Annotated in this window: 23 protein-coding genes; 9 read left to right on the top strand and 14 right to left on the bottom strand. The window is 33.4% G+C overall.

The genetic code is table 11. The features are described 5' to 3' along the window. Window positions 1-35: 35 nt before the first annotated feature. The 4 genes from B0A66_RS13635 (at window position 36) to B0A66_RS13625 (ending at window position 2,198) form a co-directional block, all read left to right on the top strand. Window positions 36-617 carry an LOG family protein gene (locus B0A66_RS13635; protein WP_089050397.1) on the top strand — a complete coding sequence of 194 codons (582 nt, stop codon included), beginning with the start codon at window positions 36-38 and terminating at the stop codon, window positions 615-617. A 6-nt stretch (window positions 618-623) separates the two neighbouring features. Then, window positions 624-1,052 carry an NUDIX hydrolase gene (locus tag B0A66_RS13630; protein ID WP_089050396.1) on the top strand — a complete coding sequence of 143 codons (429 nt, stop codon included), beginning with the start codon at window positions 624-626 and terminating at the stop codon, window positions 1,050-1,052. 165 nt (window positions 1,053-1,217) lie between these two features. Then, window positions 1,218-1,388, top strand: coding sequence for a hypothetical protein (locus B0A66_RS22870; RefSeq protein WP_165766617.1), 171 nt, complete (start codon window positions 1,218-1,220; stop codon window positions 1,386-1,388). 3 nt (window positions 1,389-1,391) lie between these two features. Further along, the gene (locus B0A66_RS13625) at window positions 1,392-2,198 is read left to right on the top strand and encodes a hypothetical protein (protein ID WP_089050395.1); all 807 of its coding nucleotides are present in this window, start codon (window positions 1,392-1,394) and stop codon (window positions 2,196-2,198) included. A 64-nt stretch (window positions 2,199-2,262) separates the two neighbouring features. Here the strand turns inward: B0A66_RS13625 and B0A66_RS13620 are convergent, their stop codons facing one another. After that, on the bottom strand, window positions 2,263-2,877 hold the full coding sequence (locus B0A66_RS13620) for a hypothetical protein (RefSeq protein WP_089050394.1): 615 nt from the start codon (window positions 2,875-2,877) through the stop codon (window positions 2,263-2,265). A 331-nt stretch (window positions 2,878-3,208) separates the two neighbouring features. On the opposite strand from B0A66_RS13620, the gene B0A66_RS13615 reads away from it, so the two are divergent. Further along, window positions 3,209-4,204: a serine hydrolase domain-containing protein gene (locus B0A66_RS13615; protein ID WP_089050393.1), complete on the top strand. Its 996-nt coding sequence runs from the start codon at window positions 3,209-3,211 to the stop codon at window positions 4,202-4,204. A 159-nt stretch (window positions 4,205-4,363) separates the two neighbouring features. Then, on the top strand, window positions 4,364-5,038 hold the full coding sequence (locus tag B0A66_RS13610) for a YceI family protein (protein ID WP_089050392.1): 675 nt from the start codon (window positions 4,364-4,366) through the stop codon (window positions 5,036-5,038). 86 nt (window positions 5,039-5,124) lie between these two features. Here B0A66_RS13610 and B0A66_RS13605 read toward each other — a convergent pair whose 3' ends face one another. Further along, window positions 5,125-7,137, bottom strand: a complete 2,013-nt coding sequence (locus tag B0A66_RS13605; protein WP_089050391.1) for a BCCT family transporter — start codon at window positions 7,135-7,137, stop codon at window positions 5,125-5,127. A gap of 293 nt (window positions 7,138-7,430) precedes the next feature. Further along, window positions 7,431-7,796, bottom strand: coding sequence for a winged helix-turn-helix transcriptional regulator (locus B0A66_RS13600; protein ID WP_089050390.1), 366 nt, complete (start codon window positions 7,794-7,796; stop codon window positions 7,431-7,433). Between the two features lie 289 nt (window positions 7,797-8,085). On the opposite strand from B0A66_RS13600, the gene B0A66_RS13595 reads away from it, so the two are divergent. Then, window positions 8,086-9,003, top strand: coding sequence for a ClpXP adapter SpxH family protein (locus B0A66_RS13595; protein WP_089050447.1), 918 nt, complete (start codon window positions 8,086-8,088; stop codon window positions 9,001-9,003). A gap of 43 nt (window positions 9,004-9,046) precedes the next feature. Here the strand turns inward: B0A66_RS13595 and B0A66_RS13590 are convergent, their stop codons facing one another. Next, window positions 9,047-9,373, bottom strand: a complete 327-nt coding sequence (locus B0A66_RS13590; RefSeq protein ID WP_244283485.1) for a winged helix-turn-helix transcriptional regulator — start codon at window positions 9,371-9,373, stop codon at window positions 9,047-9,049. 96 nt (window positions 9,374-9,469) lie between these two features. Between B0A66_RS13590 and B0A66_RS13585 the strand changes: the two genes are divergently transcribed. Then, a complete protein-coding gene (locus B0A66_RS13585; protein ID WP_089050388.1) occupies window positions 9,470-10,417 on the top strand; it encodes an MBL fold metallo-hydrolase in 948 nt (315 codons plus the stop codon). A gap of 15 nt (window positions 10,418-10,432) precedes the next feature. Here B0A66_RS13585 and B0A66_RS13580 read toward each other — a convergent pair whose 3' ends face one another. Beyond that, window positions 10,433-10,993 (bottom strand): TetR/AcrR family transcriptional regulator, encoded by a 561-nt coding sequence (locus tag B0A66_RS13580; protein WP_089050387.1) that lies wholly within the window; start codon window positions 10,991-10,993, stop codon window positions 10,433-10,435. Window positions 10,994-11,124: 131 nt separating this feature from the next. On the opposite strand from B0A66_RS13580, the gene B0A66_RS13575 reads away from it, so the two are divergent. Continuing rightward, on the top strand, window positions 11,125-11,664 hold the full coding sequence (locus B0A66_RS13575) for an NAD(P)H-dependent oxidoreductase (RefSeq protein WP_089050386.1): 540 nt from the start codon (window positions 11,125-11,127) through the stop codon (window positions 11,662-11,664). 229 nt (window positions 11,665-11,893) lie between these two features. Here B0A66_RS13575 and B0A66_RS13570 read toward each other — a convergent pair whose 3' ends face one another. The 9 genes from B0A66_RS13570 to B0A66_RS13530 form a co-directional block, all read right to left on the bottom strand. Continuing rightward, window positions 11,894-12,199, bottom strand: coding sequence for a hypothetical protein (locus tag B0A66_RS13570; RefSeq protein WP_244283484.1), 306 nt, complete (start codon window positions 12,197-12,199; stop codon window positions 11,894-11,896). 25 nt (window positions 12,200-12,224) lie between these two features. After that, complete coding sequence (locus B0A66_RS13565; RefSeq protein WP_089050385.1) at window positions 12,225-13,583, bottom strand: S41 family peptidase; 1,359 nt, start codon at window positions 13,581-13,583, stop codon at window positions 12,225-12,227. Window positions 13,584-13,638: 55 nt separating this feature from the next. Beyond that, complete coding sequence (locus B0A66_RS13560; RefSeq protein ID WP_089050384.1) at window positions 13,639-14,433, bottom strand: hypothetical protein; 795 nt, start codon at window positions 14,431-14,433, stop codon at window positions 13,639-13,641. Window positions 14,434-14,490: 57 nt separating this feature from the next. Beyond that, entirely contained in the window at window positions 14,491-15,351 is an 861-nt protein-coding gene (locus B0A66_RS13555) for a T9SS-dependent choice-of-anchor J family protein (protein WP_089050383.1), read from the bottom strand. 68 nt (window positions 15,352-15,419) lie between these two features. Continuing rightward, a complete protein-coding gene (locus B0A66_RS13550; RefSeq protein WP_089050382.1) occupies window positions 15,420-16,721 on the bottom strand; it encodes a hypothetical protein in 1,302 nt (433 codons plus the stop codon). A gap of 431 nt (window positions 16,722-17,152) precedes the next feature. Then, a complete protein-coding gene (locus B0A66_RS13545; RefSeq protein ID WP_089050381.1) occupies window positions 17,153-20,395 on the bottom strand; it encodes a TonB-dependent receptor in 3,243 nt (1,080 codons plus the stop codon). A 129-nt stretch (window positions 20,396-20,524) separates the two neighbouring features. Next, window positions 20,525-21,379: a FecR family protein gene (locus B0A66_RS13540; protein WP_089050380.1), complete on the bottom strand. Its 855-nt coding sequence runs from the start codon at window positions 21,377-21,379 to the stop codon at window positions 20,525-20,527. Window positions 21,380-21,595: 216 nt separating this feature from the next. Further along, window positions 21,596-22,174 carry an RNA polymerase sigma factor gene (locus tag B0A66_RS13535; protein WP_089050379.1) on the bottom strand — a complete coding sequence of 193 codons (579 nt, stop codon included), beginning with the start codon at window positions 22,172-22,174 and terminating at the stop codon, window positions 21,596-21,598. Window positions 22,175-22,405: 231 nt separating this feature from the next. Next, the gene (locus tag B0A66_RS13530; RefSeq protein ID WP_089050378.1) at window positions 22,406-24,664 is read right to left on the bottom strand and encodes a hypothetical protein; all 2,259 of its coding nucleotides are present in this window, start codon (window positions 24,662-24,664) and stop codon (window positions 22,406-22,408) included. Between the last annotated feature and the right edge of the window lie 44 nt (window positions 24,665-24,708).

Genomic DNA, 24,708 nt, shown 5'->3' with positions numbered 1-24,708 from the left:
AACATTATCTTTGCAAAAAATTATTAGAAAAAAATATGAAAGCAATCACTGTATTTTGCGGATCAAGTTTTGGAAGTTTAAAAATATTTGAAGAGCAAGCCTACTTACTTGGAAAAAAATTAGCGGAAAGAAACATCGATTTAATTTACGGAGGAGCAAATGTGGGGCTCATGGGAGCTGTTGCGAATGGTGCCGTTGAAAACAAAGGAAAAGTTATTGGTGTTTTGCCTAATTTTTTGAAGGGAAAAGAAATCGCGCACGAGCATTTAAGCGAGTTGATTATCGTAGAAACGATGCACGAGCGAAAAACCAAAATGAATGAACTGTCTGATGGGGTAATTACGTTGCCGGGCGGTTATGGTACATTAGAAGAGTTTTTTGAAATGCTAACCTGGGCGCAATTGGGACTACACAAAAAACCAATAGCAATTTTGAATATTGATGGCTTTTATGATGAGCTTTTGTCTTTGGTTCAGACTATGGTTGATAAAGGTTTTTTAAAAGAAATAAACCAGCAAATGCTTTTAGTTAGCGACAATATAGAGGAACTGCTAAATAAAATGGCTGAATACAAAGCGCCATTAGCCGAAAAATGGGTTACTAAACAGACTGTTTAAATTGATATGAAAGATACATCACTTGTCACTTTACCAACTGTTGGATTATTGATCATCAATGATAACAAGCTTCTTTTAGCGTATAGCAAAAATAAAAAAGCCTGGTATCTGCCGGGAGGTAAAGTTGATTCTGGTGAAACATCGTTAGAATCTTTACAAAGGGAAATAAGAGAAGAATTAAATATAATACTCGAGCCTTCTTTAATCACTTATTATTGTCATATTCAGGCACCCGCCTTTGGAGAAGAAAGCAATATAATAATGGAACAGGATTGTTATCTCTATACATTTGATCAGGAAATTACGCCTAGCAATGAAATTGAAGCTGTACAATACTTTGATTTAAAAACCTATTTAAAAGAACCACAACAAGTTGTTGGTGTACTTGAAGTTTTTAAAAACCTGACTAATGATAAGCTTTTAGTAAATCAATAAATTTAATTGTTTACTTACGATTCTTTCCATATATCTAACACCAACAGATTAGCAGAATTGAGCATAAGAACATCAAGTACAGTTTATTAGAAAATAAAAAAAAATCCAACACGAAAATAGTAATCAAATTTTATTGTATATTTGGTGTATCAAATTCAATGTATCATGAGTAAAATAGAACAACCTAAAGAAAAGGCTTCAATTAAAGCATCTTACAGAGCTCCTGAAATTGGAAGCGGCTTAGTTAGAATTGCTCATAAAATAAGCTCTATTAGTTCTGAACCACAAGTTGTGCGAATTGGCGACAGGTATTTTAGAGTTAGAGAGCTGGGCTAATATATGAATATTGCATTCACTACAATTTTACTTTTTATTATTCTTGCACCTGGCTTTACTGCCAGAAATGCTTACAATTCCTCTAAATTAAGTATTATTGACCGTAATAGAAATCTTGTAAATGATTTAACGTGGTCTATAATTCCATCACTGGCTTTACATACTTTTTTTATTGTTATACTTCACAATACAACTAATTACTATATTGACTTCGAACAGCTTGGAAATTTAATTCTGGGTGTTGCAAATAAATCAGAAGCTAGTTTCAGACAACTCGGTGATTATAAATATGCTATTTTCATTTATAATTTAATACTGTTTACAACATCATTTTTTGCCGGTTTTTTAATTAAAGAAACCGTTCGAAAATTTAATCTCGATAGAAAAATCAGGTACTTCCGATTTTCTAATAAATGGCATTATATTTTTACTGGTGAATGTTTGGATTTTCCTGATGTTCCGGATCATTACGAAGAAATAACAGATAAAATTATAAATGTGCTTTGCAAAGTCAATGGTAGAAACATTTTATATACCGGCGAATATTTCAATTATTATATTGACAGCAAAGGCGATCTGGAAGCGGTTCATCTTAGAAACCCAATTAGAAGATATTTAGAAAATGACGAAGTTTCAGATCAAAAATACTATGTTATTTCGAGCAGATATTTAGTTATTCCGAACTCGGACATCATAAATATCAATTTTAGATATCTGGCTATGCAGGAAATAGACGAAGCAGATATTACACCATCTGAAAGAGAAAACATAATTGAATTTGATTCTGATCAAGATCCGTTATACATTTAATTTATCACCATAAACAGAAAAAGCTAAATCTTCCGATTTAGCTTTTTCTGTTTATAAATAATTTTTAATTGCCATTAACCACATCCATATAAGGAAGATTAAAAACGCCATCTGTAATTTCTATTGCTTTTCCCGAATCCATATTTCGAACCTTTCCTGAGAATGTACCTTTGATACCTTTTTTACTAATCGATTCTATTTTTACTGTAAAAACATCATCTGCTGTCCTTGTACTATAAAGTATCGTTCCATTTGACGTTTGAATAGCGTATCGGGAAACCATTTCTTGATCAACAGGTGTTGAATATGCTCCTGCTTTAATGTCTCCTCCTAATTTCCATATTTCGAAATCTAACGATGGTGGCATCAGTTCCCCTGCTTTAGTAGGATGTGGTCCTTCAAATCCACCAACTGTGACATGTTCAAAGCGATTGTCATTGCCTCCACCCTGAAAGTTTACCGTTTTAAAGTCTATTTTTCGTCCATCCAGATTTGCTCTGAAATAATAATCTGATCCTGAATCCGGTTCTGAATCTGATCCTCCACCGTCGCTTGAACAGGCCGAAGAAAATAACACAAGAAGCAATCCTAAAAAAAATTGTTTTACTAAACCTGTGTTTTTATTTTTAAAAAATGTCGATTTTAGTATTAATAACGAATTACTAAATTTGTTTATCATTGTAAGTGTTTTTTAGTTTACAACAAATTTAACAGCAGCAATTACGAAAAACAATACCTGATTTCATGGTTATTTTAGCTGAGAAAAAGCATATCTAGTGATATATTAGAAAAGACCTATTCAAAAATGTTATATGTCAAAAGAGCACTTCTTTTACACATATATTTCATTAATCGAACAGGCCTTTTTTCTTTAAAACTATTTCCTGTAACAAACTTAGCAGAGTTCCGTCTAATAAAATTGGACGGAAGTCAGAAATATAGTAATGAACATTATATTTATTAAAACAATCTATTCAACTCGTACTATTTAACTCTTAAAAACCACCTCGATGCTTAGAAAAATCGCTTTTTTTATTATTTCACTTGTATTTGTAAATTGTTATAGCCAATCTGGTACAATAGAACCAAAATTAGATGCTCTATTCCATAATTTGAATACTACTAAAGCTTTTAATGGAAACGTTCTGATTGCGCAAAAAGGGAAAATAGTATACGAAAAAGCTTTTGGACAGGCCGATGCGAATAAATCAAGTGAATTAACTACAAAATATCGCTTTCATATCGGTTCGATCGCAAAAGAGTTCAGCGCTGTTGGAATAATGATGCTAAAGGAACAAAAAAAATTAAATCTGGATGATTCTGTTTCTAAATTTCTACCCGAGCTTCCTTCATGGGCTAATAAAATTAAGATTATTCATTTGCTGCAATATACAAGTGGTCTTCCGCAAATAAAATGGAATCAGGTTAATCAGGATTCGGATAATATGGCATTTCTAAAAAAAACTTTAAATCTTGATTTTAAACCGGGAACAAAATATGATTACAACAACAACAATATATTTCTGCAAAGAAGAATTATTGAGAAAATAACGAATATGCCCTTTAACTCTTTTGTCATAAAAAAAGTACTTGCTCCTATTGGTATAAAAAATGCACTTGTGGATCCTGATGAAAATGAAAAAGATTTTGCAAAATCATTTAATAATAAAGGAGTACAGGATGCACTAAAATATAACATTTCAGGCTGGACTGCTGTTAACCTAAAAGATTTTTATAAATGGTCAGAAGCTATAAACTCGTTTAAACTTATTTCTCCTGAATCTACTCAACAACTTTTTATCCCTTTTTCTGAGGGAAGCCAAACAGGTCTTGGAGAGGGAATTATTGAACAAGGAAAGGTTATTGGTCATATACATGATGGAGCTGCTTTTAATTATCAGTCATTGTTAGTAAGCGATACTAAGTTTACCATTATCCTGATGTCTAATAACAAACAAGGTAATTTGGAAGAAATCAGCGATTCAATACAAGTAATACTTAGATAAAATTCAGCAAATTAATGTTTGTTTAAGGGCATTGACAAAGAAGGAATAACAATTTCTTTAAAAAAAATTAGTACCAGGAAGGCTAAATAGTGAGAACTTTTTCATAATTTCAACTTTTAAAATTCATTTAGAACTAATTATTAATCAAAAACAATACAAATGAAAAAATTAAGCGTATTATCATTAGCTGTAGTTACTTTATTTTTAACGTCTTGCGGAAAAAAAACTTCTGAAGAAACAACAACTGCTGAAGAGCAACAGGTTGCTGAAAAAACAGGTGAAGTATTAGCTGTTAATTTAGAAACTTCTAAAGTAGACTGGAAAGCATTTCACAAAGGTGGTTTTGCTCCACGTTGGGGAACTCTTTCTCTTACATCAGGTGAAGTATCTGTAGAAGGTGAAGAACTTACTGCCGGTGATTTTGTAATCGATATGAAATCTATTAAAGTAGATCCTGCTTCTGTTACAGAAAAAGATAAAAAACCTGCTGATTTAGAAGCACACTTAAAAAATGCTGACTTTTTTGATGTAGAGAAAAACCCAACTGCTGCTTTCAAAATTACTAAAGTTGCTGCTTTAGATGCTACTGCAACCGGAGCTATTGAAGGTGCTAATAAAACTGTAAGCGGTAATCTAACTTTAAAAGGAAAATCATTAAATGTTACTTTCCCTGCAAAAGTTATTGTTGCAAACGGAACTGCTTCTATTCAAGCTAAATTTACTGTTAACCGTACTGACTGGGATATCAAATTTGGTACTTCTGAGGCTGATCCTGCAGAATGGATGATTAGTAAAGATATTGAAATTGGTATCAATGTAAACGCTGCTAAATAATAGCATACTTTTCATTACACATAAGAAAGCCCCTTTTCAGGGGCTTTTTCAGTTTATATCGTTTTTCAGTAAACCTGCTTTATACTTTATTTTAGTTTTTGATTGGCATCACTACTGATAAAGATGGCATTTTTATGCTCAGAGATTATTTCAATGAACCTTTCGTAATGTTTTAACACATCGCTTATAAGCTCGTTTTTTGTGAATAAACGCACATCATATCCTTCACGTGCATCTCCAAAATAAGATTCCGGATAAAAGGTATTATTATGCTCATAATCCGGTAAGTTTCCTTCTTTTACTAAATATTCAGAAACTGATCTTGACTGTGTTTTTACGCCATACACAAAATTATTCACGACATCGTACTGGATTTCAATTTCAATTTTCTTGGGATCGGTAAAATAATTTACTTTTGCTTCAATGCCATGATCTGCAAACTCTTTTTCTAATTCTTCCAAAGCGGCTTTTACGGTATCATCTATAAAATTGTCAATTGAGGTTCGATCATTAAAAGAAACTATTCGGCGTAATCGTTCTTTCCAAAACTCCCCTGACCAAGGAACGGTCGTAGCCGAAAATTCACGATCATAATAGTCCTTATCGATAATTAATGCTTTAGCCAGACTCACAATAAATAAAATTATAATGAGCGAAAAAGGGAGCGCTGTAATCAATGTCATGCTTTGCAGTGCATTTAGTCCTCCGGCATTTAAAACCATCAATGCCAAGGCTGCTAAAAGTATTCCCCATCCTACTGTTTGCCATTTTGGTGAAACTTTTGCGTTTCTTGTTGCAATACCATTCATTACAAAAATCCCGGAATCTGCAGAAGTAACAAAGAAAATGATAATAATTAGAATCACCATAATACTCACCAAACTTGATAACGGGAGATAATCTAAAAATCGAAACATCAATACATCCGGATTTCCTGCAAGTGCGCTTAAAGCTCCTCCTGCGGTATTTTTATCAAACCATATCGCACTGCTGCCAAATACGGACATCCAAATAAAATTAAAAATGGTAGGCAATATCAATACAGCTGCAATAAATTCACGTATTGTACGCCCTTTTGAAATTTTAGCAATAAAAAGACCAACATAAGGTGACCATGAAATCCACCATGCCCAATACAAGATTGTCCATTTATAGAACCACGGCAAGGTTTCTTCTTCATAAACGTGAGTACCGAATGTCAGGTTAAAGAAGTTATTAAAATAGTTTCCCAATCCTTCTGTAAAACTTCCTATAATGTAAACAGTTGGTCCAATAAAGAGAACAAAAAGCATTAATGTAATGGCTGCAAGAATATTAACATTACTTAAAATACGAACTCCTTTGTCTACTCCGCTCACGGCTGAAAAAATAGAAATAGAGACTAAAACACAAACAATTATAACCTGGTAACCAAAACTGGTTTCGGGAACTATATTCAGAATTTTTAATCCCGAATTAATCTGCACCACACCAAAACCCAATGTTGTTGTAATTCCGAAAAAAGTACTGCAGAGTGCAAAAACATCTATGGCGTTTCCCCACCTGCCATTAATCTTATCTTTAAGTATGGGATACAAACAGCTTCTAAGGGACAAAGGCAATCTGTAACGATACGAAAAATAAGCCAGAGATAACCCCACAATTCCATAAATGGCCCACGCATGTATGCCCCAATGGAAAAAAGTATAGAGCTGTGCATTTTTTGCCCTGTTAATATGATGTCCGCCCTCAAATATTTCATTAGAATAATGTTGTATCGGTTCGGCCACGCTAAAATACATCAGCCCAATCCCCATTCCTGCAGCAAAAAGCATCGAAATCCAGGAGAAAAAAGAATATTCCGGTCTGCTGTCATTTCTTCCCAACCTGATGTTTCCGTACCTGCTAAACATAAGATAAACCAAGAAAATAACGAAGATCGTAACGGACCAGACATAAATCCAGTTTAGATTAATGAAGATGTAACCTTTTATAGAATCTAACAGGTTTTCAGTCAATTGAGGAAATACAGCAGAAAGTACACAGACTCCAATTATAAAAATTAAACTAGGTACTGTAACTCCTGCGCTAAATGTGTGTTTTATATATTTTTTAATCATACAGAGTTGTTTAAACGGCCTTAAAATAGATTTTACGGTATAAAAAAACTATTGTTTTTGGAGAGGAAAGCCAGAAGCTTTAAAAATAGAATTGCTTAGCAGCAGCAGGCGGCGTTTTTACAAATATACGAAGTATTTTTTATTCGATTTAGGAGATAGATTGTTGCTCTACATAAAGCAAAATTCCAAAATCAACATAAATAACTAAAAATCAAACAATTAAACCAAAATCAACATCGAAAAATGGAAGACAGATGGCGAAAAAATGTCTTAAAATAATACGAATCAGACAATTAATCGGTCTTATTATGAAGAGCGTTTCTATATCCTGCTCCCCATTTTGCAATTTCGTCAATAATAGGTTCTAGAGTTCTGCCGTAATCTGTAATTTCATATTCTACTGTTACGGGTTTTGTATTAAGTACGGTACGGCTTATTAAATGATTCATTTCCATATCCTGTAATTCTTTTGAAAGCATTTTCGATCCTATACCGTCAACTTCCCTTAACAAATCCATAAAGCGAAGTTTACCACCTTGCATAATAGTACCCAAAATATGGAATTTCCATTTTCCTGAAAGGATTTCCATCGTGTCTTTAATGGCTAATATTCTGCCTTTGCAAATTAGTGTATTATTGATAATAGGTTCTTTTTTCATTTTTATAAATTTAATTGGAACTGTTATTTTACGAAGATAAAAAATACTGTTATAGTTTCCTAAAGGAAAGCACTTCCCAAAAGGAAACTAATAGCATATATAAATTCAATTCACTTTAGATTTGCATTATTCTATTAAAAGAAAAAATTAAAAAGAAAAAAAGTATGAATTTAGATTTTGGCTTAAAAAAAATTAAATGAATTCGACTAAAACATTATTACTATTGTTCTTTGTTAGTTGGTTTTACAGCTGTAACGGACAAGCAAAAAACACTAAAAGAGATACTAAAATGACAAAAGAAGCAACCAACACTAATCCGTTATTATGTGATCCTGCTGAAGGTATTTGTGGAATTCCGGATAATTCAGCGCAATCAAATGTAAAAGTTCAGCATACAGAAAAAACAGTTAAAGTAATTTACTTTACGGATCCTATTTGTTCTTCTTGCTGGGGTATTGAACCACAGCTAAGAAAATTAAAACTAGAATATGGAAACAATATTGAAATTGAATATCGCATGGGAGGTTTATTACCGGATTGGAGTTACAACAGCGGTGGTATTAGCAAACCTTCGGATGTTGCGCATCACTGGGATGAAGCAAGCCAATATTATGATATGCCAATTGATGGTGATGTATGGCTTGAAGATCCGTTAGACTCTTCTTACCCGCCTTCAATAGCATTTAAAGCTGCTGAAATTCAAAGTGACGACAAAGCCATTTTATTTTTAAGAGCCTTACGTGAACTGGTATTTCTAAAGAAAAAAAACATTGCCAAATGGGAAAACATTGCAGACGCCGCAAAAAAAGCAGGACTTGATGTTAACCAGCTAAAAACGGATTATGAAGGTCAGGCAAAAACTTTATTTCAAAACGATTTAAAACTGGCCAAGGAATTTGGTGTGCGAGGATTTCCAACCATGATTTTTGTTGACAATAATGGCGCAAAAGAAACGGTTTATGGTTCTAAACCTTATCCTTTTTATGAAACTGCTATATTGACGATAAACCCTAAAATTGTTAAACAGGAATACAATAAAAACTGGGAAGCTTTATTCTCCAAATACAATTCCCTTTCGGCAAAAGAGTTTGCTGAATTATCCGGCAACAACAGAGCTGAAAGCGAAAAAACGTTAAATGAATTAGTCACAAATGGAAAGTTAGAAAAACTTACTACTAAAAATGGCGCTTTGTGGACGCTGAAATAAACCCCAAATCTACCGTCTTAAAATAAAATTTGAGGCGGTTTTTTTATTCCTGTTCTGAGTATTTTGCATTCCACAAAGTCATAAGATTTAGTATAGGAAGAAGTTCTAAACCTTTCTCTGTCAAATGATACTCTACTCTTGGCGGAATTTCCTTGTACGCTATTCTGTTAATGATGCCATCTTCTTCCAATTCTTTGAGCTGGTCGGTCAATACTTTTTTTGATATTATCTCGATACGCACTAATATCTGACCAAAACGCAGCGTGCGTTCTCCTAACGCATAAATAATAATAGGTTTCCATTTAGAACCTATAGTTGCCATAGTTCTTGTCATAGGACAATTACTGCAGGTAAAAAAATCTTTATTCATTAGTGGTTACTTTATTGTTACCAGTATCGGATTACATTAGTTACAAAAATAAACTATTTTTAGTCTCTTTGCAGTACTAATTTAAAATAGAATAAAATGAAACGTAATTTTTTGTATCTCTTCTTAGTCTTAGCAAGCTTTAACAATGTTTCTGCTCAGCAAAAAAAATATACTGCGGGATATTATACCATCAAAACAGGAGAATTTACTGTTACCGCATTACTCGATGGAACAGTACCTGTAGACGCTCATAAATTATTAGATTATGGCAATAGCAAACAAGTAGATCAGCTTTTGGAAGAATCAGACATACATAATCCTGTTGAAACCTCTATAAATGCTTACTTAATCAAAGCAAATGATAAACTTATATTGGTTGATACCGGCGCGGGAGAATTGTTTAAAAATCCTGCTTCAGGTAATGTAACAGAAAGTATCAAAAATGCAGGTTACACACCTGAACAAATTACAGATATACTGTTAACTCATATTCATGTCGATCATTCCGGAGGTTTAACAAAAGGCGGAATTATTCAGTTTCCTAACGCTGTTGTACACCTTGATAAAAAGGAAATTGACTTTTGGTCACAACATGAAAAACCAATAAAAGACGAACCTTTGGGCTATACTTCTAACCGTCCGGCTTATTTGGCTTTAAAACCTTATCTCGAAAAAGGAAGCGTTAAAACTTTTGAAGGAGCTGCTTCTTTATTTCCGGGTATTAGTGCTGTTCCGTATTACGGGCATACTTATGGACACTGTGTATATATAATAGAAAGTAATAACGAAAAACTTGTTTTTATTGGTGACCTGGTTCATATTGGTGCCGTTCAGTTTCGAGTTCCTCTGGCGGCGAACGGATTTGATTTTGATAAAGTTAAAGCAGCTGAACAACGAAAAAAGATTTATGAAGAAGCTTCTACTGAACATTATCTTATCGCTGCTGATCATATTCCGTTTCCGGGATTAGGCAGATTAAAAAAAGGAGACAATAGTTATGATTGGCTTCCTGTTAACTTTAGCAGTATTGGAAATACTAAATAGTTATTTTTAGGAGAGCTATAAATCCAGAATAATTTTTACTAACATTTGAATTACATTTTCCTTATTGAGCGGAAGGACATTACTCACTATTGAGTATCCTTCTGCGTAAGGAACAAGCAGACTTACAACAACTTCCGGTTTTTCAGAGAATGTAGCAATAAGACTCACCATCCAGTTGCAGTAATTCTTATAATACGTTTCTACGGCGATCTCCAGTTCTTTATTTCTTGATGAAAGTGCCCAGATTTCCTGAAACATCATCAGATGCGCATTAGATTTGCCATTTAGAAGCAATAAATCTAATAGTTTTTCTAAGAAGGTTTTAATTGAAGGTTCACTTTCTATTTGCAATTGATTTAATTCGGCTGTTAATTCTTCTTTACAGCTTTCAAAATAATGTTTTACAGTAGCGAACAACAACGTATCTTTATCTTTATAGTAATATTGAAGATTGCTCAAAGAAAGAGCTGCAGACTTTGCTACTTTTCGCATAGAAAGCTTTTCGGCACCTTCGCTACTCAGTATCGTTATCGTTGCCTGCAAAATTTGATTCAGTCGCTCCTCTTTCTTATCCATTTCACTATATTTTTCAAGTAAAAGTAAAAAAAATATTTTTAGCGCTATTTTTTAGGTCAATTGACCTATCTTTGCATTATTAGGTCAGTCGACCTATTTTTAAAATTTTCACTTTTAAAATTTAAATAGATATGGTTTCATCAAAAATATTGATTATCGTAATTCATCCTGATCTTGAAAACTCTGTTGTAAACAAGCGCTGGATCAACGAACTCAAAAAATATCCTGAAAAATATGTGGTTCATAATTTGTACAACGTGTATCCTAACGGTCAGATCGATGTGAAAAAAGAACAAGAACTTGTAGAAGGTTTTGATAAAATAATTTTCCAATTTCCGTTTTTCTGGTTCAATTGTCCGCCTTTATTTAAGCAATGGCTTGATGAAGTATTACTTTACGGATGGGCTTTTGGTTCTAATAGTGGTTACAAATTGGGCAGTAAAAAAATTGCATTGGCGATTAGTGCAGCTATTGACAAAGACGATTATCATCCGTCTGGTAAATACAAATATACAATGGAACACCTTCTTGCTCCTTTTGAACTGACTTTTGATTATATCAAAGCTGACTATCGACCTGCTTTTATTCTTTACGGATTGGAATTTCATGCTACTGAAGAACGAATTGAAAACAGTGCTCAGCAATATCTCGACTATCTTTCGACTTTTTAGTTTGCAGCAAATTATTGTATTAAGCGTAGATGACTTCTTCCAAAGGCTTCTACGCTTTTTTCATTCTTTAAAATCAAATTAAAAAAAAGCCCATAAAAATTTACAAATTGTAAATATTTACAGGCCAATAGAATTAAAACAAATTAAGAAGCAAAAAAATATACAATCTAAACTATAGATTTCTGTGCATAGCTACTCACAACTACGCACAAAACAAAAAAACAATATTCTAATGTAATGAAGCATTTTCTTCTTGTACCTTCTTAACTAAGATTCTAATTCTTTTATGAATTAAACTTCGTGTCGCTCTTTTTTTGAGTTCATAATTTCTGCCGCAGGTTTCTAGTTCTGCAAGTAATGACTTAAATTTCATGTACAATACGGAAAGATCTTCCATCTCTTTTTGAATCTTGAAATCTTCATCAGACATGACGTTGCTTTTGGCAATGATGGACATTTGCTCATATTTAAAAAATACATCCAGTAAATTACGATGTTCTCTATTGTCAATTCCTTGCATAATTATAGTACTCAATATCATCAATAAAAATAAAACCGGATTACGGTTTTACGAAAAGTAAAGGATCAACAGATGCATTTGTAACAGCTAGCGGTAACGATTGTACTACCGGTGTTGCTTGTTTTACTGTATTTCCCAGTATAGTATTTAATGCTGTTTTTAATAAAATTTCTGAACGGTCACCAAGTGCAAAAACGGCAGGACTTTGAATTTCGTTAGTATACAGTATTGGATTAATTCCCTTTGCATAATCCCCTTCTCCCTTGGCATTAAAAAGTTTATAAATTGCAGGATACAAAATCCAGCCTTTTTTACCCGCAATCCGATCATCTTCGATAGGAAAACTGGCTACATCCTTACCAAATGTTTTTTCTCCTATGGTAATAACATCCATATAAGGTTTTAGATTGTTAATGATAAGTTCTGAAGCTGAAGCTGTGTGATTTCCACATAAAACATATACTCTGTTTATTGCCGGATGGACGCTTCGTAATGCTTCAAAACTTACTTTGGCTTCATTACTTTTTAATGCTTCTAAAAAGGTTTGGTTTACATTTCCTCCATTGGCATTTCCTTCAAATTTTATAAACAAATCGCCTGACTGGATATTTGGTGCCAAAATGATACTCAACGCTGTTGTGCTTGCAATATCTCCTCCTCCATTGTATCTTAAATCTAAAACCAGATCAGTAATCGCTTTACTTTTTAATTCCTGAAAAATGTGCAGAAATGATTGTGCCATACCAACATCAAAATGTGGTATTTCTACATATCCAATTTTTCTGTTCTGCTCTTCGATGATTTGAGATGAAATAGGCTGCAGGAATGTAAAGCCTCGTAAAACAGAAACTTCTTTTATGCCAGAAAAACCAAATTGTGTTGAATAAGACGTTATCCCTAAATTGACTTGAGAAGAAGTAATCATACTTTGATACAATTGATCATAATTAGATTTAGTTACAACTGTTCCGTCTATTTTGGTAATAAACTGACCTCTTTTTAGACCATTTCGTTGTGCCGGTGAATCTGCTAAAACATACAGAATTGTTCCATACGCTTTTCCTTCAAATTCAAAAAAAGAAACATCAAAGCCAAATTTTCCTCTAAGCGTTTGTGGTGCCGTTTCCGGTAATTCGGGATGTATTGCATAAGAATAGATATCTTCTTTTTGTAACAATCCTGTAAAATACTCTTTTGAATTAATGGTCAAATTGGTTTTCTTGGGCATTGTTGTGTTCCAGCGATAATATCTTTTCATTTGCTGGTACATCCAATCGTTAACGTATTCATTTGAACCTTCTTCATAAACAGGAACTTTAGCATCTTCCGTAGTACACGAAACAATACTAAACAGTACAGAAAACAAGCAGAAGATAAAAACAGAAGAATATTTCTTCATTTGATGCATTTGAAATTTATAAATCCGAGCTTTAATTTTAAAATGATAGAAAATATTATTTGTACGTAAAGTAATCTGCTAAATTCAGGGTTCCTTCTACTCCAGTAAAATTACCGGCAGCATCTTCTTTTTCTTGCAATATAATCAGCTTCGATTTATTAACAGACATGGTTATGTTTACTCGTACACGCTTGCCGGGAACATACGATTCTGTGGTGCCATGTTTTACAATATCTAAAAAGATGGTTGGAGGTGAACTGTATGGAAATTCGATAAAGTCGCTGTATTCTGTCGTATTTATATTTTCTACGACTCCCAAAATCTGACCGTTAATCCTGCGTACAATTCCGTCTAGTTTTCCGTTGTAATCGGTTTTTGAATACAGATTAAAGGTTGGAAAAACAAATCTAAATCCGTTGTAACTCGGTTGTTTTAAAACTCCGGGCTTTAATGATACTACTTTATCTAACCAAATATTCTCTTCGGAAAAGAAAGAAAGTGTATCCTTTGTTTTTTTCGCATCAAAATGATACGTTCGCAATACCTGATTGGTTGTTTTACTGGTAATTTCAAAAGTTTTCTCCTCGTCACCGTGGTATACAAATTCATAATCTAATTCGACTTTTTTGGCAAAAGAAGAACGCTTTTCTTTTCCTACTTCTATTTCTATTGGCTTTTTATTTACCATTATTTGAATCGAATCACTTAATCCGCTGTATCCTATAACAACTACTTTTCCAGGCTGATTTTTTTCAGTTCCGTAAAGTGGTGTAAGTTCATCATTGGCGCACGATGCCAAAAAAGCAATGATAAGCGAAAAAACGAAAACTCTTGTCAATATATTCTTCATATTAATTTATTTGTATTGCAATAACTGGTTGATAGGAAATTGTAAAACTTGGTAATTTTATTTTTTAATAAATTTTAATTTTCTTGTAATGCTTTTATCTGCTACTAAAAGGAAATAAACACCTTGTCTTAGCTCGCTTACGCTTACGTCATCTTTTTTATAAAGTGTTTCTTTTACTAATGCTCCATTAGTATTATAAATTTTCAGTGTAGTTTCATCACTTTGAAATTGTGCTCCTAAGTCTAAATCTAAGTAGTCCTGAACAGGATTTTGATTCAGCTTGCATACTTGCGAAATTGGCTCGTTATCTTCTAATCCTAAACCAATTAATGATTCTGCGCTTACCGAAATTTTATCTATTTCATAACCAATGAAATTATATTCTTTGTTATTTCCTAACGCTATGTATAAGTTTGTTTGTCCTAAAAACTGTGAAATATCTAAGGTGTAATTCTTGAATTCAATATCTTCAGCTGTTGCTCTTTCTAAAGTAATTTTACCAATTTGTACAAAAGATGCAGGATCAGTTGAAGTTGATCCATAAACATATAAATCCTGATTTGCATCATAAATAGAAGGTTGTGCATTTATAACCAATGAAACTTTTCCTGCATAAAATGACAAATCAATAACCGGTGATATTGCTAAATTATTTTCTAATGTTGTAATAGCCGATCCTGTTGTCAGATCAATATTATAAGTTCCTAAAATATTATAAGTTCCATTAGCTATCAATCCTGTATTGGTATCAAATCTGATATTTTTTCTGGGATGCCAATTACTTCCGTTTCCATCTTGATCCAGTAAAATCCAGTCAGAAGCTTCTGCATCATCAAAATCATCTTCCCAAACTGTAAATTGTGCTGACGATACAGCTGAAACCATCATAACTAATAATAAAAGTAGATTTTTTTTCATTTTTTTTAAATTTTAAAAACATGGACAGAAATATTCTGCCCCATGCTCTTTATTAACAATTAACCTAATTAAAAATTTGTAAACTTTGTCCAGTTAGCTACCCAATTAGCCTCTGTTTTAAATGCTCCGGTATTTCCTGCGAAGTTTAATGGACCATCATTAAAGAATGGCTGTGTAATTGACCATTTTTCAGCTGGGTTTGCTGTTGATACAGAATTACCTATACCTCCTAAAACAGTACCAGATGGGTAAGTTGGATCTGTAAAAGCGTGAGCCCATACTCTTGTTGTAACAGAGTTTGTTGGTAAAGATGGAGAATCCCATCTTAATCCTGTTTTATATCCTGATATAGTAACATCAGTCAACGATATTCTACCAGCTCTACGTACGTGAATAGCATTTTCGTATAAAGCAGCTACTGTTGAAGAATTAACACCAATGATTGATAATTGAGATATAACTGGTCTTGTAATAATTGTAGTTACTGTTCCTCCTGCATTGTTATCTAACTCAATACCGTTAGAATCAGGGCTTCCTCCACTTAAACTGTGCGTAGAATTAGCATCCGCAATAGCAATTGCTTTTGTAATTGTACCAGTATAACCAAGATCAAAATCAAAATTATCATCATCTGCAGCAAATGATACTAAATGCGTTGCGTTTACTGTACCTCCAAAAAATTCATAAGAATCGTCTCTTCCGTAAGAAACCTGAATGTGGTTTACAACAGTTCCGTTACCAACTCCACCAAATGTTAATCCGTTGATCTCAACATCTGTATCTAAAATACGTCCAGCGTACTCGATACGAACGTAAGTCAATGAACCTGCGTTATGAGCATTGTTTGTACCTCCATAGTAGAATTCTTCAAAATTAGACTGATCGTCTAGTCCTTCCACTATATTTGTAGTCAAACCATTGTTTACTTGAGCATTACCTAATAAAACAACACCTCCAAAATCTCCAGGTGCTCCTACAGTATTTGCATTACCATCTAATAGATTATAACTTGTGAAAACTACTGGTGCAGCTGCTGTTCCCTGTGCATCTATCTGACCTGTTTTTGTAATTACAAGTACTCCTGTTGCTACTCCTGGAGCTAACGGTTTTGCTTTGATAAAAGTTCCTGCCTGAATAGTAAGTTTAGCACCATTTTTTACAGTAATAACACCATCAATTTCCCAAACTTTATCACTTGTCCATGTAGTATTGGTTGTTATAGCACCGCTTACTGTTTGAACAGCTGCAGGATATCCTGTATAATCAGCACCTGAAGCTTTCATAGAAAAAGATGAATCTGCAGTAACATCATCATTTTGGCAAGAGCTCACTAAAAGAGCTACCATTGCGAATACAAAAAATTTTTTCATATTAATTTAATTATTGCTATATTTGCCGCTATTACAATTGGGCCTTTGGAGAGAGCAGCAAAATATCTTTCCTTGGGTCTTTCTCTTTTTTAGTAAAGATTCTTTTTCAATAAAAGATTCCGCTTTACCATCGGTGTTTGTACCTAAAACCTATCTTTCACTCTTAGGTTTTCTTTTCTCGCAGTGAAGATTCACTTTCCATTCTTTTACAACTTCATATAAAATGAGCAACATTTTTATTTCAATTTTAAAAGACCTTCTGAAAGTATTTTTCTTCATTTCTATTTAATGCACTAAACAAAAAAGAAATCTAATACTTACATCTACATACATTAGATTTTGAAAACTTAAAATATCATCCCTATTTTTTATTGTTAACGGTTTCTTAATATCTACACCTTCTAAGTAGCTTTTTATTAATATACTGCCCCTTAAAATGTATAATTAAGAGAAAATGATAGTGTTCTTCCTGTGAATGCTTTAAATACGACCTGATCAATATTTTCATCGTATTTCTTGCTGGCATTAGCTCCTAAGCTGTAGCGGTCTCTAGGGTTGGAACCGTATTCTACATCTTCGATATGCGAATAACTGTTGACGTTGTTATACGTTTCGATACCAGCATCAAACATATTTTTGACACTAAACTTTAGTTCAAGATTTCTTTCTTTAAAAAATTTATAACTTACCTGAGCATCGGTTAAAGCATACGGCATTCTGATTTCTTCTGATTCATAGGCATATCCAACCAAAATATACTGATCTCCGATAGCATTATATCTCAAACTGAATCCTAGTCGTTCGCCTACATAATCTAATCCTAAGTTATACGTATAAGGCGACTGTCCGTATAAAGGTCTGTTGGCTTCGTAAAGTCCTCCACTTCCGTCAAGGTTTACATAAGAAGTCACTTTTGTATCATTAAAAGAAGCATTTCCGTAAGTAAATATCTTTTTCAAAGTTTCTCCTTCTCCTAAAAATGATAAACTCTTGTAGAACTCCATTTCAACGCCCCATAATTTGGCATTATTAGAGTTAAGGTTATAAATGTTTCTGATTCTTGAAGGCGTATAATTACCAACCGATTCTATAGGATTGTCGATGTCTTTATGGTACACACCAAAAGATAAAATTTCTCCTCCGGACGGGAACCATTCTGCTTTGAAATCATAATTGTTAGCAACACTCGAAACCATTCCGTTTGAATAGTTATAAATTTTTGCAGATCGAATTGGATCAAAATAAGGAATACTTAAGCGTTCTGCAAATTGTGGTCGTAAAACGGATTTATTGTAACCTAAACGAAAATTTACTTTATTCGTAGGACTATAAACAAAACTTGCTGAAGGTAAAAATTGCCATTGTTTATCGTCTTTTTGCTCTATGATAAAATCACTTGCAGATTCTGCCTGACTTGCAATCTGAGTGTAGATATAACTTTCTGCACGTAGACCCCAAACAAATCTAAAAGAGTTACTGAACTTGTTATCCAGCATTAAATAAGGAGAATGTATTTTGACATCACCTTCGTATTTATCTCCAAAACGCCCGTAATTTCTCCATCCAAATCCTCCGTAATAGTATTTTGAACCATCAAATAATTCAGAAAGCGGTCCATAAATATCAGCACGATCTACAGTGGCTCCTTGTCCTACTACAACCAGTGCGTTTGAAGTTTGCTGATTGGTTGCTTTTTTATACGTACCAAAATAACCTGCTTTGATGGTATTGGTAAAAGTATCGCTAAAATCAAAAGGATGACTTAGGTTAATCGCCCAGTTATAATCATTTTCATCGTTCTTATAATTGTCTCTACTGATTGGAAATTTACTTGTACTGTTGTAGACCTGATGGTATTCTAATTCATCATCGCCTACTTTTTTGCGGTACAAATCTATAAAAGTAGCGTCTTTAGTATCTTTATTCACACTTCCGTAAGCTGCATACCAATCAACTTGCAGTTTATTAAACTGATGATTTCCTTCTAATTTAGTTTGAATAAAAGTTTGAAAAACCGGATAACTGGTCTCAGATGTAAAAGGAAGTGCTGTACCGTTTATAATTTCCTCATTCCCAACATTATCTCTCCAACCTGTTATTTGAGTTAATTGATTATTGTAGGTATGCATAGCGGTGTTACGCAAGGTAATTTTATGATCGCCTAACTGAATTGCGGTATTAAACATTCCGCCCAAAGTAGAATTGAACGTATAACTGGCACCACTATTTTTAAAACCGTATTTTTCAAAAATAGAATATTCTCTATTTTCTTCTCCTTCCTGTACAAATTGAGAATTACTCATAAAGTTTCCTCTTTCTGTATGTTCGATATCTAATTTTTCCTGAGTATTCTTAAAAATCAAAGAACCAACAAATCCCCATTTGTTATTGTCTTTCAATTTATACGAACGTCCTAACGCAAACTGAAGCGTTGTTCCAGGTGCAGCATACGTTTTATAAGTAGAAAAATTATCTTGTGTAAATCGTTTAGACTGCTCGATAAAAGGTCCAGAATCTGCTTCGTTTATTGGAATATCTAAAGGTGCAAGATTAGATGGATAACTGCGCTTTCCGTCATCAAAGCCTAAATAATCGTACTCGCCTTCTTGTTTGGTAAGCCTTTCTTTGAATACGCTTCGGCTGTTATAAGAGGAACTTACAGAAATGCTTGTAAAATCTTCTTTAGGAATATCTTTGGTTTTGATTTCTACAAATCCTCCCGCAAAATTCGCGTACATATCCGGAGTTGCTGTTTTGCTAACCACAATACTTTCTACCATTGCGGTAGGAATGATATCGAAAGAAAAATTTTGCTGATACGCATCTGTACTTGGAAGGGTAATTCCGTCCATTACCGCCTGATTCCAGCGTTCTCCCATCGAACGAACTACCACGTATTTGTTATCGATTGTGGTGACTCCTGTAATACGCTTAAGCGAACTTGCCACATCTCTGTCCGGTGTTCTGGCAATTTGTTCTGCCGAAATTCCATCAGAAAACTGTGCTGCTTTTTTTTGCTGTAACAACATTCCTTGTACTGAAGCGGTTGCCTGTTTGTAATTCTGAACAATTACTACCTCTTTTAGCGATTGAGCATCCTCTTTTAAAGATACAACCAATGGCGTTTCAGCACCTTCCAACACTTTAACACCTGTAATTTTTTGTGTTTGAAAAGAGATAACGCTAATTTCTACAGTATAATCACCTGATTCTAATTCCAGTACATAATTACCATCGATATCAGATTGTGTACCAAAACCTCCTTCGGCTATTATTACGTTTGCTCCCGGTAACGAAAGTCCGTTGATATCTACGACTTTACCTGTAATTTTTCCTTTCTTTTTTTTTTTGCCGGGATCTTTACTATTTACGGCTATATTATTCTCATTTCTTCTAAAATTTAAGTGGCTTTGGTTTTCTAAATCACTTAAAATTTCATCGATAGAAACATTGTCTTTTTTAAGTGTAATTAAAGGCACACTTAAATCCAAATCTTTTTGATATACAAATTGATAAGGGGTACGGGATTTTAAGTTATCAATAATTTTTTGAGGCGATGCGTTCTTGTAATCAACTGATACGGTTCCGGTTTGCGAATACATCGCATTTATTCCGCAGAAAAAGCCAAAAAATAAAATCCAAAAGGCAAATTGCCTGGAAAAGTCATTGTTCATAATTGATGATTGTTAGTTTGTTGTAATTGATTTTAATGTGATTATTTTGGATGAATAATTTTGAATTAATGCAATAGAAAGCCTGTCGCTAATAAGCGATACAATGGTTTTCAGAAAAAATAGGATGTTCTATCTGCTAATCAGATAAGTGTTGTTGCCCGTTACCCTTATTTTTATTTCGAGAGCAAATGCAATGGTTTGCAGCATTTCATACAAACCTTGCCTCGAATCCAGCGTTCCCTGAATGGTTAGGTCTTTTAAATCGCCTTCTAAATACGTTACCTCAAACTTATGATCTGCCTTTAGTTTTGTTAGTGCCTGATCTAATGTTAATCCGTCTACATAAATTAAAACCTTCTTCCATTCGGGTTCTGATACGGTTGCTTTCTGCTTTTGCAGCAATGCCGTTTTTGCTCCATAAACGGCCATGTATCCTTTTTCAAGTATTACTTTATTCTGTATGCTTTCCACTTTAACTTTACCGGAACTTACATTTACCTCTGGTTTATCATTATTGTATGCTTTAACATTAAAAGAGGTTCCCAAAACAGTCGTTTTTATCTCTCCCGAAGTAATGATAAAAGGTCTTGAAGGATCACGCTTTACCTCAAAAAAGGCTTCTCCTTTTAGGTTCACGGTTCTTTCATGTTTCAAAAATTTGACAGGATATTCAATTTCAGAATTTTCGTTTAGCCACACACGCGTTCCGTCTGACAAACACAAAAGTCGTACGTCATCATTAAATGTTTTGGTACTTGCAATTTCAACATTATCTTTATCTCTGTTAATTTGCGTGAAAATCTGATAACTTGTAATAGAAAATATAAAAAGGATACAAGCAACGGCTGTCCAATTGTAAAGACTTTTGTATTTATCAATTGTAGCTTCACATATATTGTCCCACATACGTGATTTAGCCTCATTTGGAAGAATCCCTCTATTGGGTATTGCGTTCCATTCTTCTCTTAATTTTCTAGATCCCATTTACATTTACTATTTAAAAAAATCAGGTATACATTTTTTAGATTCAACTACATTAGATTTCTGATCTATTAAATGTCACGGGCTAACATTACTATTAACGTTTTGTTAATCTAAGAGCCGATTATCATAACATTGATTTTGGTGCTAAAAATGTGTTTACATTATTAAATCCGGTGCAAAATGACTTAAAATATAAAAGTGATACTAAAAATACTATTACGACACCAGCTCTGACTGGCTGATAAAGAATAAGGCAAACCAATAAAGTTCATGATTTTTTACGGCATTCTTTTTAAGGAATTGCAAGGTCTTCGAAATTTGATTCGCCACAGCACTTTGCGACATGTTCATTTCTTCGGCAATCTCTTTGTAACTGCGGTCTTCGAATTTGTGCAGGCTAAAAATCTTTCTTCGTTTTTCTGGTATTTTATTTAGGAGATATTCTATTTCTTTTAATTTTGAAGTAATGTCTTCTTCTACTTCTGCTGCGGTATCCAGCTCTTTTATTAACTGATCATTCTCAAATGAAAAAATTCTGTTTTGTTTTTTATACCACCTTGAAATTTCCTGCTTTGAACTTTTAAATAAAATAGCTTCCAAATCGGTTCCTGAATCTAGTTTTGTTCTGTATTTCCAGAGATGGATAAAGACATTTTGGGTCACATCTTCTGCATCTGCAAGTTGTGAGGTATATTTTTTTACAAAACAAAAAACTTTAAAATGATACAAATCATAAATTTCTTTAAAGCTGGAATCATCTCCGGCGCGTAAGCTAATTAGCAAATTAGAATTCATAAAACTACTGTTGATATATTAGAGAAGACCCTTACAAAAGTATAATAAACCGTATTCCATAATTTCATCAATCTGCGATTTAATAATTTATTAATATTGCAATTTGTGTACGAACCAACAAATAATAATATTGATTTTAAATTAAAATCTACCTTGTTTTTAGATACAAAAAAAAGCTAAATCAAATGATTTAGCTTTTTCTATAAATTTCACTAATTGAAAAATTAATTATTAAAAAACATTGTGTAATTCTTCTACAATACCAATGTATTGTTTTTTGATGGCACTAAAGCTGTAATAATCTTCAGGTTTCCAATCTGGTTTCCAGTTGCTGCTGCTAAAACTGTAAACATTTAAATCTTTCATTGCTTTAATCGCATTATCAAGGTGTTGGTTTATATTTTTAATAGCTCCCACGTTGGTGCTTATACTTTGCCCTACCCAAGAAGAAGGAATGTCTTTGGCAGCATCAAAACGAATCGGATAAAGAATCACATCACCTTTTTTCAATACACGTTTTTCTTTATCTACCGTTAGTTTAGCGGCAATTAGGGGATTTTTAGAAAATATTGCTCCATCATCGTTAATTTGATTAAGCAGCATTTGAGAAGGTCCAAAAGCATACACATCCCCATTTGGTGTTATAAACGGAATTACTTTTAAAAAATCACTAAATGCACTGTAATTTTTAGGTAAAAAAGAGCAATTATCAGTCTTGTACCACACTTTTGTATAAGTTGAATGCTCTGTTTTTATAACAGTACCGGTTACAGACTTTTTACCTTCATACATAATACCTAAACCTAATTCTGCACTACGTAAAAATTTAATATCATTCCATTTTGTATAAATTTTCTGAGCCTCAATACTTAATTCATCAAAGGCATTTTTTATCACATTCTCGGCATCAAAATTATCTCGTATATATCCAGCTTGCTTACTAAAAGAAACTGCAATTTGAGTAAAAGAATCCATATTAAAATCGTTATGAGAAATTCCACTCGCATCAAGCATAAAATAGGTTTTTCCTAAGGTAAGGAAATCCTGAATCATACATTGTTTTTTAATAATTGCTTGTGTCGAGCTTACATCATCTATAGCATTTAAATAACCTGTAGCCATCCATGGAAATAAATCAGACCAATTACTAATCCATACTCCCAGTACAGTATAATTATCATCTTTCTTTTCCAATGTAGGTTCTTCAGCAATACTATTTTCAGGCAATCCAATTGTTTTAAAACTTATAGAATGGTTTGCAATTGATTGTATCACTTTATTTGGCTCTACATCTAAATCATTAGCATTAACCTTATCTTTAAGATCATTAACCTGCTTAGGATTTGCCTTTTCTGCAGCACGTCTTAAAAATTCATCTAATGTTAAATCTTTCTCTGTTTGCTTCGCTTTCTCGTAAGCAGCTGCTTTAGCAAATGCCTCTAAACCACTCAAGTCGCTTATTTCTTTTATTTTATCCGTAACCTTCGAATCTTTTGCTGGTGTTTTAAATTCTGGTACTTTTGGAGGGTCTTTTACTGCACTAAGTTGAGGGGCTTTTTCTAACAGACTAATCGAACTAATATCATTAAAAGCCTTACCTTCTACAATTTCACTCCACTTTTTAACTTGATCTGCAACACAGCCACCACTAGAATAGGAAGTTGTACTAACATCTACCTCTGATTCTCTTTTAGCATTACTTCCGTCGTAAGCCGCTTCTACAGTTATAGCTTTTCCAACTCCTGAATACGTAAAATTACCTTTTGTACCGTATTTCCAGCTGCTTTCGCCAGATTTGCTTATCATCTCTAAAGAAACCGTTCCCATACCTCCCCACACTACACCAAGAACAATTCCATCTCCATGATCTCTAAAAAACAGTTGAACAGATTTTACCCATTCCTCAACCATTTCAATAACTTCTGGATTGTCCTTCGGATTTTGCATAATGGTTAGCAAATCAGTTTTACCAATTTTCTTGATCAATTGATTATAATTATCTAATGCTCTCAATGCCATTTGTTTTGGATTTGCCTGTAGAGAATTAATTAAATCCGCTGTATTCAAATCGTTAAGGTTGATATATTCAACACCAGATAACATTTGCACATTGTAATTGACCGCTACTTTCTTGGTAAGCTTAGCTACAGAATTACCTGCATATACTGATAATCCAGCATTAATATTTGCAAGTCCCGAAATCCCGTAAGAACCTGAAACACCAACAGATCCTTGATTTAAGCTATCAGTGTAGGCATAAGAGCTGCTTCCTGTCATGGTTTGCTTTACTTCTTTATCCGGAATCATTCTCGTAATAGCACCTTTTATTATAGATGCCTGAAAACGTCCGATATCGCCTCGTATAACACTTCCAACCTCGACTGCATAAAAAGGATTAGCAACACCGTTTTTCTCATTTACACTATTCTTTGTGTCATTTACGGTATTATTCTCCGTGCTAATTAATGTATTACTCTCTATATTTTCCATATTATTTGTAATTATTTAATGTGTAGAAATTAGGTTGTTTTTTA

Source organism: Flavobacterium hercynium (genome assembly GCF_002217285.1).
GTDB lineage: Bacteria > Bacteroidota > Bacteroidia > Flavobacteriales > Flavobacteriaceae > Flavobacterium > Flavobacterium hercynium.
This window is presented reverse-complemented; position numbering and strand designations above follow the sequence as displayed.

Bases quoted from the DNA above. Each gene is read 5' to 3' on its own strand.
- B0A66_RS13560 (WP_089050384.1), bottom strand. From the start codon at position 14,433: ATGAAGAATATATTGACAAGAGTTTTCGTTTTTTCGCTTATCATTGCT.
- B0A66_RS13625 (WP_089050395.1), top strand. From the start codon at position 1,392: ATGAATATTGCATTCACTACAATTTTACTTTTTATTATTCTTGCACCT.
- B0A66_RS13540 (WP_089050380.1), bottom strand. From the start codon at position 21,379: ATGGGATCTAGAAAATTAAGAGAAGAATGGAACGCAATACCCAATAGA.
- B0A66_RS13565 (WP_089050385.1), bottom strand. From the start codon at position 13,583: ATGAAGAAATATTCTTCTGTTTTTATCTTCTGCTTGTTTTCTGTACTG.
- B0A66_RS13595 (WP_089050447.1), top strand. From the start codon at position 8,086: ATGACAAAAGAAGCAACCAACACTAATCCGTTATTATGTGATCCTGCT.
- B0A66_RS13605 (WP_089050391.1), bottom strand. From the start codon at position 7,137: ATGATTAAAAAATATATAAAACACACATTTAGCGCAGGAGTTACAGTA.
- B0A66_RS22870 (WP_165766617.1), top strand. From the start codon at position 1,218: ATGAGTAAAATAGAACAACCTAAAGAAAAGGCTTCAATTAAAGCATCT.
- B0A66_RS13585 (WP_089050388.1), top strand. From the start codon at position 9,470: ATGAAACGTAATTTTTTGTATCTCTTCTTAGTCTTAGCAAGCTTTAAC.
- B0A66_RS13545 (WP_089050381.1), bottom strand. From the start codon at position 20,395: ATGAACAATGACTTTTCCAGGCAATTTGCCTTTTGGATTTTATTTTTT.
- B0A66_RS13550 (WP_089050382.1), bottom strand. From the start codon at position 16,721: ATGAAAAAATTTTTTGTATTCGCAATGGTAGCTCTTTTAGTGAGCTCT.
- B0A66_RS13530 (WP_089050378.1), bottom strand. From the start codon at position 24,664: ATGGAAAATATAGAGAGTAATACATTAATTAGCACGGAGAATAATACC.
- B0A66_RS13630 (WP_089050396.1), top strand. From the start codon at position 624: ATGAAAGATACATCACTTGTCACTTTACCAACTGTTGGATTATTGATC.
- B0A66_RS13535 (WP_089050379.1), bottom strand. From the start codon at position 22,174: ATGAATTCTAATTTGCTAATTAGCTTACGCGCCGGAGATGATTCCAGC.
- B0A66_RS13580 (WP_089050387.1), bottom strand. From the start codon at position 10,993: ATGGATAAGAAAGAGGAGCGACTGAATCAAATTTTGCAGGCAACGATA.
- B0A66_RS13575 (WP_089050386.1), top strand. From the start codon at position 11,125: ATGGTTTCATCAAAAATATTGATTATCGTAATTCATCCTGATCTTGAA.
- B0A66_RS13555 (WP_089050383.1), bottom strand. From the start codon at position 15,351: ATGAAAAAAAATCTACTTTTATTATTAGTTATGATGGTTTCAGCTGTA.
- B0A66_RS13600 (WP_089050390.1), bottom strand. From the start codon at position 7,796: ATGAAAAAAGAACCTATTATCAATAATACACTAATTTGCAAAGGCAGA.
- B0A66_RS13620 (WP_089050394.1), bottom strand. From the start codon at position 2,877: ATGATAAACAAATTTAGTAATTCGTTATTAATACTAAAATCGACATTT.
- B0A66_RS13610 (WP_089050392.1), top strand. From the start codon at position 4,364: ATGAAAAAATTAAGCGTATTATCATTAGCTGTAGTTACTTTATTTTTA.
- B0A66_RS13590 (WP_244283485.1), bottom strand. From the start codon at position 9,373: ATGAATAAAGATTTTTTTACCTGCAGTAATTGTCCTATGACAAGAACT.
- B0A66_RS13635 (WP_089050397.1), top strand. From the start codon at position 36: ATGAAAGCAATCACTGTATTTTGCGGATCAAGTTTTGGAAGTTTAAAA.
- B0A66_RS13615 (WP_089050393.1), top strand. From the start codon at position 3,209: ATGCTTAGAAAAATCGCTTTTTTTATTATTTCACTTGTATTTGTAAAT.